Source organism: Candidatus Thiodiazotropha sp. AKAK3 (assembly GCF_058244645.1).
In genome coordinates this window covers 22,213-39,447 of sequence record NZ_JBSYOQ010000056.1, presented here as the reverse complement: position 1 = coordinate 39,447, position 17,235 = coordinate 22,213, and the positions used below count along the sequence as shown (strand labels likewise).

The window sequence follows — 17,235 nt, the reverse complement described above, 5'->3', positions numbered from 1 at the left end:
AAATATACTCTGTAAAGTCGCTTCCATGCGTTTCTCCTGCTACTACCATTATCCTTAATGGCATGTTGAATTATTGGTGATGTAAGGCGCTATCTCTTCCTTTTATTTGTACAACAGTGGATTATGTAGACGGCTCATTAAACGACTTATGACGACGGCACATATAATGTCTTATGACGACCAATCTACTGCTAATGTTCGCTCAAAACCACAAAACCATCCGATACTAGAAACTACATTCCTAATAAACAACGCTCAATAAATTATGGAGCGCATACCAAACCAAACGGCACCACAGCACATAGCTATCTGCCAGCTAGATTCTTCAAATTGGATTTCAACAGAAAAACCACCATGTTTTTGCTTGGATTAATGAATGATCTAATGCTCAAAGCATCAATAAAAGCATCACGCCAACGACAAACCGCTTTTTCGGAAGACACTACCAGATTTAGATAAAACCCTGCTCTCTCAACAGGGCCTCAGTTAATCCTGAACCTGTCATCTTGGCCGCTTGATCCCCCAACATCAGTCGTTCCAGATAGCGGGCAATCAGATCAACTTCCAGATTGACCTCAGTTCCGGCACGGTAACCATCCATGATGGTCTCCTGCAGGGTATGGGGGACCAGGTTCAGTTCGAACTGGGCTCCGTTGACACCATTTACGGTGAGACTCACGCCATCAACACAGATCGATCCCTTCAGTGCGATATAGCGGGCTAGCTCCGGGGGGGCTGCAACTGTAAATCGGATGGAACGGGCATCGTCCCTTCGCTCCACGATATGGCCGACACCATCCACGTGACCACTGACCAGATGGCCGCCCAGTCGGGTATTCAGGGTCAGGGCTTTTTCGAGATTGAGTGGGGCTCCTGATTTGAGCTTGTGCAGGGTGGTCAATCCCAGGGTTTCTCTCGAGACATCGGCTTTAAAGCCTTTGCCGGTCAGCTCAATTACGGTTAGACAGATGCCGTTGCTGGCAATGCTGTCACCGAGGGCGACATCACTAAGATCCAGATCACCGCTGTTGATGGTCAGACGCTGATCCCCTCCTCTTGCTTCAACTGAAGCCAATTGACCAACTGCCTGAATAATACCGGTAAACATGGGTCAATCCTCACTCTGAATTGGGTTTGCGGTTATCCGTATATCGGGGCCAATCTGTCTGAGGTCGGTGATCTGCAGGGCGATGCGTTGCGACATCTGTTCCAGCCCCGGTATTGTGAATAAGCCTCTCGCTGAATTGCCCATCAGGTGAGGCGCCTGATAGATTATCAGCTCATCAATCAGGCCCTGTTCCAGCATGGCCCCGGCGAGGGTTGCTCCAGACTCCAGCATCACTTCATTGATCTCCTGACTCGCCAGGAACTGGAGAACTTCATTCAGGTCGAGACTCTTTTGATCACCCGGCAGAGTAATCACCTGCGCACCAGCTGCTTCGAGTGCGGCACCATGGGTTGGATTTTCGTCGCTGCAGACCACCAGTGTTGGCCCAGGCTGATTAAACATTTTGGCTGTTACCGGGGCATCGAGATTTGGATCCAACACCACCCGCACTGGATGGGGTATCGGAAGATCCTCATCTATGCCCAGCTCTTGATGGGTAAGACGTACATTCATTGAGGGGTCATCGGCAACCAAAGTGCCAATACCGGTCATAATGGCGTGACTGGCGGCTCTCAGCCGGTGTACATCCCTCCTCGCATCCGCGGAGGTTATCCACTGGCTCTCTCCATTGGCCATGGCAGTGCGTCCATCCATGCTCATGGCCATTTTACAACGCACAAAAGGTAACCCCTGAGTCATGCGTTTGATGAAACCGGGATTGAGTGCCTCTGCCTGGGCCTTCATCACGCCGGAGAGAACCTCAATACCCGCCTGCTTAAGTCGTTCAAACCCCTCACCTGCCACCTTTGGATTGGGGTCAGCCATGGCTGCAACCACTCTTTTCACTCCGGCCTCAATCAGGCCTTCAGTACATGGTGGTGTTCTTCCCTGGTGACAACAGGGCTCCAAGGTGACATAAGCAGTCGCACCCTTTGCTGCCGCTCCTGCATCGGCCAATGCATTACGCTCAGCATGGAGTTCACCCGCTCTGCGGTGATAGCCCTCACCAACGATCTCTCCATCTTTAACCAGGAGACAGCCGACTCTCGGGTTTGGCTGGGTGGTATACCATCCCTGTTTGGCCAGTTGAATCGCACGCCCCATAAAACGATGGTCGAGATCACTGCTCAAGACTTTTTTTCCTCTTCTTTCAGGAGATCCAGTTGGCGACGTCTGGCTTCAGGACTTGGCTGCTGTTCAAGACGCTCTATCTCTTCCCGAAAGGCGTTGACGTCTTCGAACTTGCGGTAGACTGACGCAAACCGAACATAGGCGACCTGGTCGAGTCGTTTCAGCTCTTCCATCACCAACTCACCAATGGCGAGTGAGTTAATCTCTCTCTCCCCTCCCGCCATCAGTTTTCGGGTGATGTGGTTGATCGCTGCATCGACCAGTTCGGCACTGACCGGTCTTTTCTCCAAGGCTCGGGTCATCCCTGCGCGGAGTTTGCGGCCATCAAAATGGACACGACTGCCATCCTGCTTGACGACCCAGGGGAGGTTGAGTTCTGCGGTTTCGTAGGTGGTGAAACGCTCTTTGCAGACCGTACACTCACGCCGTCTGCGGATCTGGTCACCCTCTCCCGCCAGGCGGGAGTCGATGACCTTGGTATCCTGGGCTCCACAAAATGGACAGCGCATTATTCAGCTGCTATCTGTTGCTGTATCGGCAGTGCGCTACCGCACCCCGGTACTCTTTTTGGCAGATATCAGTTGGCATAGACAGGATGCTTGGCACAGATGTCCAATACCTTCGCCTTGACTGACTCAATGATTGCACTGTCACCCCGTCCATCGATGACATCGCACATCCATCCTGCCAGCTCGACACACTCAGCTTGATCAAAACCACGAGTGGTGACCGCAGGGGTTCCGACCCGAATACCAGAGGTGACAAAAGGTGATTGGGGATCGTTGGGTACGGCATTCTTGTTCACGGTGATGTTGGCAGCACCCAACCAGGCGTCCACATCTTTACCGGTCAGGCCGGCTTCGATGAAGCTCACCAGAAAGAGATGATCGTCAGTCCCTTTTGAGACCACATCGTAGCCTCTATCCATGAACACCTTGGCCATCGCCCGTGCATTGTCGATCACCTTCTGTTGGTAATCTTTGTACTCTGGCTCCATTGCCTCCTTGAAGGCCACTGCCTTGGCGGCGATGACATGCATCAGTGGGCCACCCTGAATACCGGGAAAAACCAGTGAGTTGAGTTTCTTTTCAATCTCAGGATTGGACTTGGCCAGTATCAAGCCACCGCGAGGACCGCGCAGGGTTTTATGGGTGGTGGTGGTGGTGACATCTGCGATCTGAACTGGACTGGGATAGTGACCAGCGGCGATCAGACCCGCAACATGGGCCATATCGACGAACAGAAAGGCACCCACTTCGTCGGCGATATCACGAAAACGCTGCCAATCCACAACTCTTGAGTAGGCAGAGAAGCCCGCTACGATCATCTTTGGCTTGTGCTCTTTTGCCAGACGTTCAACTTCGTCGTAGTCGATCTCACCGGTCTCGGGATTGAGTCCATACTGGACTGCATTGTAGATTTTGCCGGAAAAATTTGGCTTGGCGCCGTGGGTCAGATGTCCACCATGAGCGAGACTCATTCCAAGAATCGTATCCCCTGGCTGGCAAAGGGCCATGTAGACAGCGGCGTTGGCCTGTGACCCGGAATGGGGCTGTACATTGGCGTAGTCTGCACCGAACAGGGCTTTGGCGCGATCGATAGCGAGTTGCTCTGCGACATCAACATTCTCACAACCACCGTAATAGCGCTTATTGGGATAACCTTCGGCATACTTGTTGGTCATCACCCCGCCCTGTGCCTGCATCACCCTGGGGCTGGTGTAATTCTCTGACGCTATCAGTTCGATGTGCTCTTCCTGACGACGCTCTTCAGCCTGAATCGCCGCCCACAGCTCGTCATCATAACCTTGAATCTGCATACTCTTCTGGAACATATCGCCTCTCCGGCACCACACCGGAGTAACCCGGGCAGTTGAATCTTCAATTAATGGTTGTGGATCTCTAGTATATTTCCTGCAAATGACTATCAATGCGTCACAGCATGTCAGCGGCCATGATTTCGAGGAACTAGCACCTATCGACAGTTACATTCACGGACGAAACATCCTGACCCGTGAAACAAGGGCGAAATATATCAAATATTCAGTTCTGAATCCTGCCTGATAATGGCTCAATTTACCCGGAGGAAGATATGGAAGAGCTGAAGCGTCAGATCTCGACTTTGTTAATAGCTGTTCAGGGAAATAATCTGCTGCTCTCAGCTTTCCAGGGTGAGGTAAGCCACCCCTGGAAAGTCTCTATGGCTTAGCGCTTTCAGCCGCCAAGCAACCCTGTCTGCTTGATTATCATCAGGATATCTTCCCTCAAACCAATAACATAGATCGCAGCAATGCCTATAAAGAGCAGCATCAGCAGTAGAAACATGGTGATGAAGCCACTGATCGCCATGCGTCTTTTCATTTTGACTTCGTCTGTCATAACCCTCGAGACCTGGCCCAATACTGGAAATTCCAATTCCGTACCCAGGGTACGCATATCAAAATAGACCGGCCTGAGTTGAGACAACAGAAAGGCGATACCACCGCCGATACCCAGTGCCACAATCAATACCCCGATGGTTAGAAGAAGGCGTTGTGGCCCGACAGGGAACAGGGGTACAGTCGGTGGCTCGACCACTCTGAATTTCAGATTATCGCCAGCCTCATCCGCCCGCTCTGACATTTTTGCGGACTCCAGCCTCTGCACCAGCTCCTGATAATTCTCTTTGTTTATGTTGTAGTCACGATTCAACCGTGTCAGTTCTGCTTCGACCTTGGGCAGGGTATCAAGCTTCTTCTTGGTCTCATCGACCCGGTTTTGGTACTCATTGGCACGCAGGCGAATGGCTCGTAAATTAACTTCTGACTGACGATAGGCCAATTTAAGCTCTTCCAATGCACTGGAAACCCCAGGTGCACTTGAAGCGATAGGGCTTGGTGGCCTGCTGGGTGCGTTGGCAGCCTGCTTTCTCAACTCTTCGATTTTGGATCTTAACTCCTGTACATCCGGGTGTTGATCCGTATATCGAAGCAGCAAATCGTCCAGTCTTGTCTGCATCGCCAACAGACGCTGCGCCATTGGCGAGTTTGAAGCCGCTGACAGGCCGAGACTGTCACTACGACTCTGCTCTTCAGCCAGGGTTGTGGTGTATTGACGTTTCAGCTCATCACGCCTTATGCGGGCCTCTTTAAGCTCTAACTGAACCTCTTCAAGATCTGTCCGGGCACTCTCCAATCGAGTGAAGATACCGCCATTCTCTCTCGGCAGGGTATCTACATTTTTGCGTTTGAAGTCTGTCAGTTTGTTCTCCGCCTCCAGGAGACGGCTTTCATATTCAACGATCTGTTTTTGTAGGAATTCTTGAGCAGCATCAGACTCTATACGGGTATCACCCAAGGCACTTTCCACAAAGATATCGAGCAGAACCTTGACCACCCTTTGCGCCATGAAACGGTCGTCATATTCAAAAGCGATGGTGTAGAAGTTTTCTGTTTCCCGGCTACCTGGAATCGGACGGCGATTGACATCAACGACTATGGTCTTTCTCAACCAGTTAATCAGCTGCTCCTCCTCTTCACGTGAGGTCGCTTTGTGATCCAGATCAGTCAGCATCAGCAGCTTTTTGAGATTCTCATGGCTCAGAAGTGTGCGCGTCATCAGATGCAGGCGCTGATTCATATCATTCTGCACAGCCAGCCCCTGGAGCAGAGGTCGAAGCACACTCTCGGTGTCGACATACACTTTGGCCTCGGACTCAAATTTATCGGGCAATACAAACACCACGCCCCAACCCATTACGGCAACAGCCCAGGAGATTGAGATCGCCAGCCAACGAAATCGCCAGGCTGAACGAATATAGTTTTTAATTTTGAAAATGATATCGTTCATCTAATTCTGCTTACTGCGGTTTGTAGTGCAAACAAAAACCGGTCCCTTTTTAATATCCTGGATCTATTAAGGTTATCTGACTTTGGATACGCATTCTAAAGGAGATCTAATCAGTAAAGTAGCCTAATATTCACATCACAAGAAATTGAGCCTGACAGTTAGACCCTGGAACAATTGAATCCTTCCATTTTTCCTATCCCTCAGCCACATCTCCTCACCAGCAGCCCAGCCATACTTAAATTATTTTTTCATATCTTTCATGCAGTTAAATAAATTACTTGCTCTGACATATAAAGTAAAGCAGCTCAAGGTAATTCAAATGAGTGCACAATTGTCACAGCATCACTTTTCAGCCAAAAATGTTAAATACCTATCTCCCCGGCCTACTGTTCTTAATTTAGATCTATCCTTAATTTAGAAACCGCTGTACCTCCTGGGTCATATCACCAATAGAGGTATTTTCTTATGAACCTGAATCACCATGCTAAATATGTCGATGGCTTGTACTATCCGGATTGTCACCCTGGTTGGGGTGGCTGTGCAGAAGAGCTGTTTCACTATACCTCCCGCTATTTCGCATATGCAGAAGCCTTTTTGCGCAACCTGACAGATCAGCGGCAATTCAATATGTCGGGTTACCAGGCAACCAGATTGAGCACTGGGCAGCGGCGCCTGATGGCAGCCATACTGGCAAACAGACCAGATTGTCGCTCAGCGCGTGACATTACTCAGATTGTTCGTGGGGTTATCAATGGCGAGGAGTCGGTGAGTCAAGAACTTACCGATCACTACCAGGATCAGTTGAAAATCATCCCTGAGAATGTGGAGCTGGTCTACTCTGGCAAAACCCACCACTCTGAACTCCCGAAAGTGGAACCGCTCGATCCATTTTTAAATTTAGCTGCCAGGCTGAAACTCCCAACGGCTGTAAGGGAGCATCATGTTGAGATTCCTCTGAAAGAACTGGCGCAACATCTGGATTCAAGCAACTCTTCCCTTCGCAACACGCTCCAGGAGGCGGTTCTTCAACTCCATTTTGCTGGTTATCAGCTGAAAAACCACCCTGGCTTGACCCATAAAGCAGCGAAACAACTTGAAAATGAACAGGCTCGGCTGAGTCGTTTAAACAATCGGCAGCCGCACCTTCACTCAACCTATGAAATTTACTAGTGGGCCGAGGGTTAAATCCAGTAACTCTCAGAGCACTCCGGGCGACTCCTCTTCCAGATAGGTGTAACCATCCAAACCCAGTTGATAAAAGCGCAGGAAGCTGTTGGCTTCCCGCGCTGAAATCCGTCCTTGAATACGCGCCTGCTGCAACTGACGACGCATCCGGTCAAGCAATACCTTTTCATTAAACTGGACATAGTCCAGCACCTCAGAAACCGACTCCCCTGCCACAACCTGCTCTAGTTCATAGTGGTCACCATCCATTCGAACATGTACAGCATGGGTATCCCCAAACAGGTTGTGCAGGTCACCTAAAATCTCCTGGTAGGCGCCGGTTAAGAAGATACCGAGCAGATAGGGTTCTCCAGGTCGTTCCTTATGCAGAGGCAAGGTTTTTGATGTGCCATTCTGTAGGGGAAATCTCTCAATCTTGCCATCTGAATCACAGGTGATATCGACCAGGATACCCTGCCTGTCGGGGGATTCACCCAGCCTGTGGATTGGCATCACTGGAAAGACCTGATTGATCGCCCAACTATCAGGCAGAGATTGAAATACTGAGAAATTACAAAAATAGCGATCGGCAGTCTTGGATAAGAGCTCAGGTTCAAGCTGACTCAGTTCAGCCTCATCCATACACCCGCTAATCCTGTTGATCAGACGCCAGTAGAGATCATCAGCATGAGCCCGATCAGAAAGGGTCGCATGGCCCAGGGTAAAGAGCTTATTGATATCCTCCCGAAAGGCAGTGACATCATGTAGTGCCTCTCTGGGCGTCAGATTATCGAAATTGACCAGGGTATCCCATAGTTGACGCAATTGAAGCGGGCTTTCCTGGCCAGGCTCCACTGGCGCAACCTCAGTTGTCCGCCGTGTTGTGCCAATCACATCGACAATCAGCACAGCATGATGAGCAACCAGCGCCCTTCCCGATTCGGAAATGATATGTGGATGAGGCAGAGACGCCTCGTCACAAATCCCTTTCAAGGCCCAGACTATGTCATTGGCATACTCTTGCAGACTATAGTCAACAGAGGAGTTGCTTGCAGAAACACTCCCCTCATAGTTAACCCCAAGACCGCCACCAACATCCATAAATTCAATTGGTGCTCCCAGCTGTCTTATTTCGACGTAATAGCGTGCCGCCTCCTGCATCGCCTCTTTGATGTATCTGATTTGAGGTACCTGACTGCCGATGTGGAAATGCAGCAATCTGAGAGATTCCAGCTTAGCCACCTGTTTCAGTTTACTCACGGCCTGTAACAACTCCGAAGGTGAGAGACCGAATTTCGAGTTATCCCCTCCGGAATCCTGCCACATGCCATTACTCGTGGTGGCCATGCGGCAGCGCAGACCAATGAGAGGTTCCACATTCAGTCGTTCAGCAGCATCGAGTATCAGTTCGAGTTCATTGAGTTTTTCCACCACGACAAAGACCTGTTTACCCATCTTTATGCCAATCATGGCGAGGTCGACAAACTCCTGATCCTTATAGCCGTTGCACAGAATCAAACCATCCACATCCTCGAGCATTGCCAGGGTTGCATGCAATTCAGGCTTCGAGCCTGCTTCCAGCCCCCAGTGATAATCAGTACCAAACTCAACGATCTCTTCAATGACCTGACGCTGTTGATTAACCTTGATCGGGTAGACACCAAAGTAGTTACCCCTGTATTCAGCCTGATCAATAGCCACGCTGAACCGTTTACTGATCTGGGCCATGCGACGTTTCAGCATGTCGGAAAAGCGCAAAAGCAGTGGCGGCTTCAACTGTTGCTCGGCAAGTTCTTCGCATAACACCTTCAGGTCGATACGGCGGATACCATCGGTAATGGCCTCTACATGACCCAGGTCATTAATCGAAAAATAGCCACCACCCCATTGAGCAACCTGATAGAGCTTCTCTGCTCGATGAACATCCCAATCTACATCAATACTCATCGACTACTCCAATTTGAGAACCTGTAGCGGACTTATGGTTAAAACCCTGGGACTTGCCCCAGAAGGAGATAGACTTTTGCATCAGCTTGGCTGCCAGCATATCGGAAACCTTGTTTGCCTCAGGTACCAGCTCAACAATGTCCAACCCAGCCAATTCAATGGCGCTGTTTCTCAACAGGGTTTCAACGATGTTTACCCCTTGGTGCCAACTCAAACCACCGGGCTGTGGCGTGCCGACGCCAGAAACCACACCGGGGTCGAATCCATCCAGATCGATGGTCAACCAGACCGGCCCTTTGAGGGAGGCCAGATGATGGAGCATCGATTGCATATACTCAGCTTGCTGAAGCTGCCGGTCGAAATAGGTCGTAATCGAAGTTTCATTGCGGATTATTTTCGCCTCCTCAGCGTGCAGGGAGCGTATACCTATTTGAATCAGTTGGTAGCCTTTCTGCCAGATCCGGTACATCGGGCAGGCATGATTGTAGATCGAACCCTGGTAGCTGGATCTAAGATCTGCATGAGCATCAATCTGAACCACTGTTCCCCCCGAAGGCATGCGGGCAAATACTATTTCCGGGGTTATTGAGTGTTCACCACCGAGTGCGATGAGTAGATTATCTACGGGTAAATCAGCAACCGTTTCAAAAAGTTGCTGATGAAATCTCTCCTCAGTTTCAGCCGATGTGGATAGCGGCTTAAGTACTGTGGATTTCATATATTCACTGGGACACCATCCACCATCCTCCTCATAGAACTCCAGTTGACTGCTGGCGGTCAGAATAGCTTCAGGCCCAAGTCCAGTTCCCCCCTGAAAGGTCACTGTCCGCTCATAGGGAACAGGTAGTATCACTACATCTGCTGCATCGATACTGCTATTGGGTAGATCAAGGTATTTCATGCCGCGAAGTGTGCCAGAAATGGTGCTATCGAGGGAACCTCTGGATCAACCTCAGACGATTCAGGCCATAAAGAGTAGAGTTTAGTGATGCAAAACTGCCAGAGCGCAATCCAGAGCGTCATCTTTTACAGCTGCAACCCGATGGGATGAGGTTATTATTAACCCGGCGACTAAGTATGTTGTCTTCAGGGTTTCAAGCCTGCACTTGATCAAGGCGCGGCTCGCGCCCCGCAGGCAGGCACGCTTCGGCTGAAGACAACATACTTAGTCGCCATGATGATCCGTAGCGCTAATAATTCAGATGCTGCAGTACAGGTAGAGGCCACTGATACCTGATCCTGGTAAGAGAAGCACTCCAGTGGTGTCAAATGAACCTGTCAGAGCTGACTCAACAGTTTGAGAGGTTTAAAGAATAGTGGTTGTATCCGGGTATTTTTCGGTAAGATACAGAGACAGATATTAAACAGGCGGTAGAAGCCGCTCCTTTAAACCAACCGTTTTTGCTAAATTCACTGGATAGACAAATAGATGGAAAGCGCATTACCCACCGAACTCGAAGTTGCTCAGTTGATCGTTGAGACCCTTAATCTGGAAGACGTAACAGCTGATGAGATCGAATCTGACGCCCCCTTATTTCGAGACGGTTTGGGCCTCGACTCAATTGATGCACTGGAACTTTCGTTAGGCATCAAACAGAAGTACGGCATTCAATTGAAGGCTGATGACGAGAATCTGACAGAAATCTTCTCATCTCTATCTAAGTTAACTCGCTACATTTTGGATAATCTCTAGTTGTGTGGAGCGAAAGGGCTAAAGCCGTAGCAGATGACCACCCCTGCCTGGCAGGGCATTTCCCTGGCAACCCAATCGTTCCTGGCACCCTGATTCTTGAGCGTGTGATAGAGCTGCTTGCCAAGCGCTATGCAGAGCACAGAGTGAACGAGATAGTGAATGTTAAGTTCATGCAGCCGTTGATGCCTGGACAGGACTTCGATCTATCCGCTGAGGAAAAAGGTGATTTGATCATTTTCAAATGTGTCGTTGGCAACATCACCATAGTTACAGGCAAGTTGGCCTTGACCAAGACCGGGCCATAACCTTGAGTAGTCGCTGGAAAGGACAGGGGGAGAGAGGCACTTCAGGGGCACTTCGTCTGATTCTCTGGATTGCATTGAATCTAGGGAGATTTGCCGCCCGTTCCCTGCTCTACCCGATCACCCTCTACTTCCTGATTACGGCTAGCGCCCAAAGACGTGCCTCGAAAGATTATCTGAATCTGGTTCTCGACCGCCCACCGACCCTGCTCGACACAGCCAAACATATCCACACCTTCTCAGCTACCATTCTGGATCGGGTATTCCTGATGGCTGACCGGTATGACTATTTCGAGCTGGAGATCCACAATCACAAGATGATTGCGGAGCATCTGCAGGCCAATCGGGGTTGTATTCTGCTCGGTTCTCACCTGGGCAGCTTTGAAATCCTGAGGGCCACGGCGATTGTAAAGCGGGAGTTACCCCTGAAGATACTGATGTATCCTCAGCACAACGAAATGATGATGCGGGTATTCTCTGAGCTAAATCCTGCGCTCAGCGACAGTATTATCGAGCTGGGTAAGCCTGACACCTTGATACGTGCCCAGGAGGTGGTCGACCAGGGCGGAATCATTGGTCTATTGGGTGACCGCGTTACAGATAGTGCGAAATCAGCTAAATGTAATTTTCTTGGCAGAGAGACTCTGCTGCCACAAGGCCCGATGCTGCTCGCTTCGATTCTGAAATGCCCGGTATTTCTGTTTTTTGGTCTCTACCTGGGCGGAAACAGATACCAAATACGTATTGAACATTTTGCTGATGTTATTGAGTTGGAGAGGGGGCGTCGCAACGAGGCACTCCAGGCATGGACACAACGCTACGCGGACAGAATGGAATATTATGCGCGTATGTCACCATACAACTGGTTCAATTTTTACGATTTCTGGGGGCAGGATGAGACTTCAGAATAGTAATCTGATCTGTCGCCTGTTACTTGGGCTGTTTTTGATTACCCTTGCACCAATCTCTGTGGCCGAAGAGTCAGACTGGTCACTGGAATATATGATGAAACAGTGGCAATCGAGCGGAGATCGACATGCCCGGTTTACTGAAGTTCGTGAACTGGCTCTACTCGATCAGCCTATAGAGCAGAGAGGAACCTTGGTGTTTCAGCCACCAGATCGGCTGATAAGAACCCTCGCCCCCCCAAGTGATACCCGCTATGAGATCGAGGGCAACCGGTTAATTCTTTGGCAGGGAGAGAAACAGCAGACCCTGTTATTGGACAACCTACCGGAACTGCTTGCCTTCAGCGCCTCCTTCCGATCAGTCCTGGGGGGAGATATTGAAACATTGAACTCCTATTTCACGCCAAAGTTGTCCGGGGACAAAAAGGGCTGGATCCTGACCCTTGATCCCAGGCAGAAAGAACTGGCCGCTAAAATAACTCAAATTGAGATAGAGGGCCGGGAACTGGAAATAGATCGCTACCGGGTGATTGAAACCAACGGTGATCAGATCATCACCCACCTCACACCTATTCAAAAATGAGTCCGAAGCATCTTCTGAGATCCATCCATTTCAAAATGGATCATGTCACTACAACACACTCTATTGGTAATCTTGATTGAGTGGTTTCTGAGAATGAAGATCAGATATAACACCCTGGTGCTTTGGTTGACCACGCTGCTCATCTGTAGCTGGTGGGCATTCAGCCAAATCGAAGTGCGCACCGATATGAGCCTGTTTCTTCCTGAAGGCACCGCAGCAGACCAAAAACTGTTGCTCAACGAAATAAATCAGGGAGAGGCCAACCGATTGCTGATGATAGCGATCAAGCAGGGAGATTCGGCGGGAAGAGCCCAGATCAGTCAGCAATTTGCGACTCAGCTTCGTAACAGCCCCTTTTTCGAGCGGGTGGAAAATGGCACCCCCACTACCCTGGTGATCGATCCTCTTCTTTTTAAGTACCGATACCTGATTTCAACTGATGACAGACCCGATAACTACTCTGCAGATATGCTCAATGCAGCCCTGGTGCAGCGATTAGAGGAGCTGAAATCACCCTTTCCCACACCTTTCAAAGATCTATTACCTGCTGATCCACTGGGCACCTATCAGTCGATGTTGGGCAGCTGGTTAGCTGAACATAACATCAACAGTGAACAGGGGGTATGGCACTCAAAGGATGGTGAGATGGCTCTGCTTCTGGCTCAGACCAAGGCGGGAGGTATGGATCTCGATCAACAGCAACTGGTGCTTTCCTTCATCAAGACTGAATTTGTCCGTGTCAGTAGTGGCCAACCCTACGAACTGATTGTGAGTGGCCCTGGCACCTTTGGCGTTGAATCGAGAAATATTATTCACAATGAGAGTCAAAGCCTGAGCATCATCGCCTCAATATTGATTGCACTCCTGCTGTTCAGTGCTTATCGATTTCTACCCTATCTATTGATAGCCGCTCTGCCTCTAGCCAGTGCCCTACTGGCTGCGGCGATAGTCTGCCAACTTTTTTTCGGCGAGCTGCATGGCATCACCCTCGCATTTGGAATCACCCTACTTGGGGTGACACTGGATTACCCTATCCACCTGTTCAGTCATCTCCGAAAAGAGCAATCAGTTAAAAAAAGTATGCTGCAGATCTGGAATACTATGCGTTTAGGTGTCTACACCACCTGTATCGCCTATCTGGTTCTATTGACCACCGATTTTTCCGGCTTACGCCAATTGGGTCTTTTTACACTGACCGGCCTGCTGACTGCTGCATTGACAAGCCGTTTTATACTGCCGCAACTTTTTCCCGTAGCTTTTATGCCACCAAAACCCAGGGGAATATCACTATTGAGCAGGTTACTCGGTCAGCGCAGGTGGCCGGTATTGGTGCTTTCTACTGCAGCGATTATCAGTCTGGCAAGCCTGCTCATTTCATACGACACGCTCTGGCAGGATGACATCGCCACCCTCTCTCCACTACCCCAGGCACTTCTGAAACAGGATCGGCAATTACGCCAGCAGCTGCTTAGCGCAGAACCCAACCAGCTAATGTTTATCAGGGGCGATGATCCGGAATCGATACTGCAGACCAGTGAAGCGTTGCGTGAGCGTCTCAAAACTGACCCTGAAGGGCAGATTCTCAATGACATAAAACTACCCAGTGATTATCTTCCCAGTGAGCATAAACAGAGGCTTAGACAACGCGCCCTGCCTGATTCGGAGCAATTGTCAGCAAACCTGCAACAGGGGCTGAAGGGAACACCTTTTCGGGAAACGGCTTTCAAGCCCTTCATCAAGGAGATCCAGGAGAGCAGAAGATATTCGCCTTTAAGCTATGACCAGGCATTGGAGACCGATTTAAAACCGCGCCTGCAAAGCATGATCAGGCAGGGACCATCTGACTGGTTTGCATTGATTCCGTTACACACGGATGGCGATTCCGAATCAATTGCAAACTATCTCAACAACGCCTCTCCTGAAGTTCGCTATCTCAATATGAGATCAGAAATCAGTAGTCTCGTGGGAGACTTCAGAGAGCAGATTCTGCAACGAATCGCTTTCGGTAGCCTGCTTATGCTGTTGCTGCTTTGGTACGGTCTGGGTTCATTAAAAGCCGCGTTTAACACACTGATACCGATTGCTGCGGCTATTTTGACTACAGTTGGCCTGTTAAATTTATCAGGAGAGTCCCTCAATCTGTTTCATCTGATCTCGCTGATGCTCGTACTGGGTATCGGAATGGACTACAGCCTCTTCTTCCGGCGCCGTGAGCAGCAGCAGGGAGAGACTTTATTGACGCTGCATGCCTTAAGTGTTTGTGCATTGAGCACTGCTGGTGTGTTTGCGATCCTGGCCAGTTCTTCGATTCCTGTGTTACACGCTATAGGCCAGACAGTCGCTATCGGTGTAGCAATGAGTTATCTTGCCACCTATGCCCTGTCACGAAGAATTTCATAGACTTAAAGGATCAAGCTCAGACTCTTGAAGATGATTGATTACGCAGCCTGAGCTTAGCTAAAAAATAGAAATGAACGGAGTCCAATCCGAATCAAGCAGCCGACTACGCAGACTGGCCCATATTTGCCTGTTTTTGCTGGCACTCGCCTATCCTCTGGCTTTACATGCAGGGGTTGTCAATAAAAGCCTGCTTGCTCCAAGCCTTATTCTGCTTATGCTTCTTGCGGTCTGGGGTGTTCTCGAGCTGTTAAAAGGCCGTCTTAGCGGATGGCTGATCATTCTATTCGCCGCTTTTGGCGCGGCTTGGCTGTTAATTTACAGGCCAGATACAGTCAAGCTTCTACAGCTACCGCCGATAATCATCAATGGTAGCCTGTTTACGTTATTTACAATGACACTGTTACCCGGACAGACACCACTGATAACACGCTTTGCGGAGTTGATGCATAAAGATGAGCGTGACTTGAATGACTACGAGCGTCAATATACCCGCCGAGTCACGCTATTCTGGTCGCTGATGTTCGCTTTTCTGACCATAGAAAGTGCACTCTTAGCCCACTATGCCTCGACAGAAACCTGGTCTCTATTTACTAACTTTATAAACTATCTTTTGGTTATCATGGGGTTACTCATAGAATATCGTATTCGGGAAGTGAAACTGCCACACTTGGAGCACCCCGGTTTTTTGAATTTTGTTCGCTTGGTTCGGAGAATTGAATGGCGGAGCCTGCTTTAAACAGCTCAATACAGTGCAGCATGTTGGTGCATCATCCACAGCAAATCGCTGCCTGGCACCATGGGAGAGGAGTTTCTGCCGATCAGTTCTTTCAGGATGTGGCAAAACTGGCAGCACAGCTACCTGAGATGAAACAGGTCATCAATCTTTGTGATGACAGGTACCACTTTGCTGTCAGTTTTGCAGCGGCTATCGTGCGTCAACAGATTACCCTGATGCCCTCCAATAACACACCAGGTGCAGTAAACAGCCTGTTGCAAGATTGGGGTGACAGCTATTGCCTCACAGATCAGTACCAAAACAGCATTCAAGCCAAACAGCTTTTATTTAACGATCTGCTTCAACTTGAGAGTGATAGCTCACTGCCTCTGCCTCAACAAATCGATCCAGGCCAACAGGTTGCAGTACTGTTCACCTCAGGAACAACCGGTGTCCCCAAGGCCAATCCAAAGAGCTGGGGTGAACTGAAAAGCGAGGCGGATAGTGCATTGGCGCGTTTTCCGTTCTTATCCCGTTCAGTCTCTTCACTGGTTGCAACAGTACCTGCCCAGCATATGTACGGACTCGCTACTTCAATATTTTTTCCCTGGCAGGGAGGAATAGCGGTACATACCGGACGCCCACTCTTCCCAGCAGATATTGCATCAGCCCTGGCATTGACCAGCGCCCCAAGAGCACTCATCACCACCCCATTGCACCTGCGAGCCTGCCTGGATGCGGGTATCAGCTGGCCAGAAATATCTTTCATCATATCTGCAACTGCTCCCCTCACCAGGGAACTGGCCGCTGAGGTCGAGCAACAACTTCAAACAGAGGTTTATGAGATCTACGGCTCTACAGAGACAGGCTCGATTGCCAGTAGACGTACCCTGAAAGAGGATATCTGGAAACTGTATGACGGGATTAGTCTGATTGAGGATGAAAATCAGACCTTTGCCAAGGGGGGACATCTACCCCAACCAGTCCCTTTGAACGATAACATCGAGATACTCGGCAAAAAGCGTTTTCTTCTGCGTGGACGTGACAATGATATGTTGAAAATTGCTGGCAAGCGCGCTTCCATCGGCGATCTGAATCAAAAACTTCTTGAGATTCCCGGCATTATTGACGCAGTTTTTGTTCCACCTGCAGATCACAACAATGAAAAACAGCGATTGACTGCCTTGGTCGTGGCGCCCTCACTTACAAAACAGCATATTCTCACTACACTATCTCAATCCATTGATGCTGCTTTTCTGCCCAGACCACTCTATTTCGTTGAGTCACTGCCACGTAATTCCACCGGCAAGCTGCCTCGCGAACAACTCATATCGTTTATTAAAGGGTTAAAATAGCAGCTTGGAACATAGGCTATAAAAAGTAAATTCGACAGGAATCATATTCCTGCCGAATTACCCATAAACACAGGAAGTGTTTAACATTGTCATATTCAGCTA

General features: G+C 49.5%; 15 protein-coding genes. 8 read left to right on the top strand and 7 right to left on the bottom strand.

The features are described from left to right. Positions 1-451: 451 nt before the first annotated feature. The 5 genes from AC4IE7_RS14205 to AC4IE7_RS14185 form a co-directional block, all read right to left on the bottom strand. On the bottom strand, positions 452-1,108 hold the full coding sequence (locus AC4IE7_RS14205) for a riboflavin synthase (RefSeq protein WP_490777508.1): 657 nt from the start codon (positions 1,106-1,108) through the stop codon (positions 452-454). 3 nt (positions 1,109-1,111) lie between these two features. After that, the gene (gene ribD / locus AC4IE7_RS14200) at positions 1,112-2,239 is read right to left on the bottom strand and encodes a bifunctional diaminohydroxyphosphoribosylaminopyrimidine deaminase/5-amino-6-(5-phosphoribosylamino)uracil reductase RibD (RefSeq protein ID WP_490777507.1); all 1,128 of its coding nucleotides are present in this window, start codon (positions 2,237-2,239) and stop codon (positions 1,112-1,114) included. After that, positions 2,236-2,748 (bottom strand): transcriptional regulator NrdR, encoded by a 513-nt coding sequence (gene nrdR, locus AC4IE7_RS14195; protein ID WP_490777506.1) that lies wholly within the window; start codon positions 2,746-2,748, stop codon positions 2,236-2,238. The genes ribD and nrdR overlap by 4 nt, the downstream gene beginning before the upstream one ends. Positions 2,749-2,816: 68 nt before the next feature. Next, positions 2,817-4,073 (bottom strand): serine hydroxymethyltransferase, encoded by a 1,257-nt coding sequence (gene glyA, locus AC4IE7_RS14190; RefSeq protein WP_490777505.1) that lies wholly within the window; start codon positions 4,071-4,073, stop codon positions 2,817-2,819. A gap of 379 nt (positions 4,074-4,452) precedes the next feature. Further along, a complete protein-coding gene (locus AC4IE7_RS14185) occupies positions 4,453-6,066 on the bottom strand; it encodes an XrtA system polysaccharide chain length determinant (protein ID WP_490777504.1) in 1,614 nt (537 codons plus the stop codon). Between the two features lie 465 nt (positions 6,067-6,531). Between AC4IE7_RS14185 and AC4IE7_RS14180 the strand changes: the two genes are divergently transcribed. After that, positions 6,532-7,236, top strand: coding sequence for an endonuclease (locus tag AC4IE7_RS14180; protein WP_490777503.1), 705 nt, complete (start codon positions 6,532-6,534; stop codon positions 7,234-7,236). Between the two features lie 27 nt (positions 7,237-7,263). Here the strand turns inward: AC4IE7_RS14180 and speA are convergent, their stop codons facing one another. After that, positions 7,264-9,177, bottom strand: coding sequence for a biosynthetic arginine decarboxylase (gene speA, locus AC4IE7_RS14175; protein ID WP_490777502.1), 1,914 nt, complete (start codon positions 9,175-9,177; stop codon positions 7,264-7,266). Continuing rightward, positions 9,167-10,078, bottom strand: a complete 912-nt coding sequence (gene speB, locus AC4IE7_RS14170; RefSeq protein ID WP_490777501.1) for an agmatinase — start codon at positions 10,076-10,078, stop codon at positions 9,167-9,169. The genes speA and speB overlap by 11 nt, the downstream gene beginning before the upstream one ends. A 528-nt stretch (positions 10,079-10,606) precedes the next feature. On the opposite strand from speB, the gene AC4IE7_RS14165 reads away from it, so the two are divergent. The 7 genes from AC4IE7_RS14165 (at position 10,607) to AC4IE7_RS14135 (ending at position 17,133) form a co-directional block, all read left to right on the top strand. Continuing rightward, positions 10,607-10,870: a phosphopantetheine-binding protein gene (locus AC4IE7_RS14165; RefSeq protein ID WP_490777500.1), complete on the top strand. Its 264-nt coding sequence runs from the start codon at positions 10,607-10,609 to the stop codon at positions 10,868-10,870. A gap of 2 nt (positions 10,871-10,872) precedes the next feature. Continuing rightward, positions 10,873-11,175: an ApeI family dehydratase gene (locus tag AC4IE7_RS14160; RefSeq protein ID WP_490777499.1), complete on the top strand. Its 303-nt coding sequence runs from the start codon at positions 10,873-10,875 to the stop codon at positions 11,173-11,175. Between the two features lie 2 nt (positions 11,176-11,177). Continuing rightward, entirely contained in the window at positions 11,178-12,083 is a 906-nt protein-coding gene (locus tag AC4IE7_RS14155; RefSeq protein ID WP_490777498.1) for a lysophospholipid acyltransferase family protein, read from the top strand. Beyond that, entirely contained in the window at positions 12,067-12,663 is a 597-nt protein-coding gene (locus AC4IE7_RS14150) for a LolA family protein (RefSeq protein ID WP_490777497.1), read from the top strand. Before AC4IE7_RS14155 ends, AC4IE7_RS14150 begins: the two co-directional genes overlap by 17 nt. Before the next feature lie 93 nt (positions 12,664-12,756). Continuing rightward, the gene (locus tag AC4IE7_RS14145) at positions 12,757-15,063 is read left to right on the top strand and encodes an MMPL family transporter (protein ID WP_490777496.1); all 2,307 of its coding nucleotides are present in this window, start codon (positions 12,757-12,759) and stop codon (positions 15,061-15,063) included. Between the two features lie 70 nt (positions 15,064-15,133). Then, on the top strand, positions 15,134-15,799 hold the full coding sequence (locus tag AC4IE7_RS14140; protein ID WP_490777495.1) for a COG4648 family protein: 666 nt from the start codon (positions 15,134-15,136) through the stop codon (positions 15,797-15,799). After that, the gene (locus AC4IE7_RS14135; RefSeq protein WP_490777494.1) at positions 15,781-17,133 is read left to right on the top strand and encodes an AMP-binding protein; all 1,353 of its coding nucleotides are present in this window, start codon (positions 15,781-15,783) and stop codon (positions 17,131-17,133) included. The genes AC4IE7_RS14140 and AC4IE7_RS14135 overlap by 19 nt, the downstream gene beginning before the upstream one ends. The last annotated feature ends 102 nt before the right edge of the window (positions 17,134-17,235 follow it).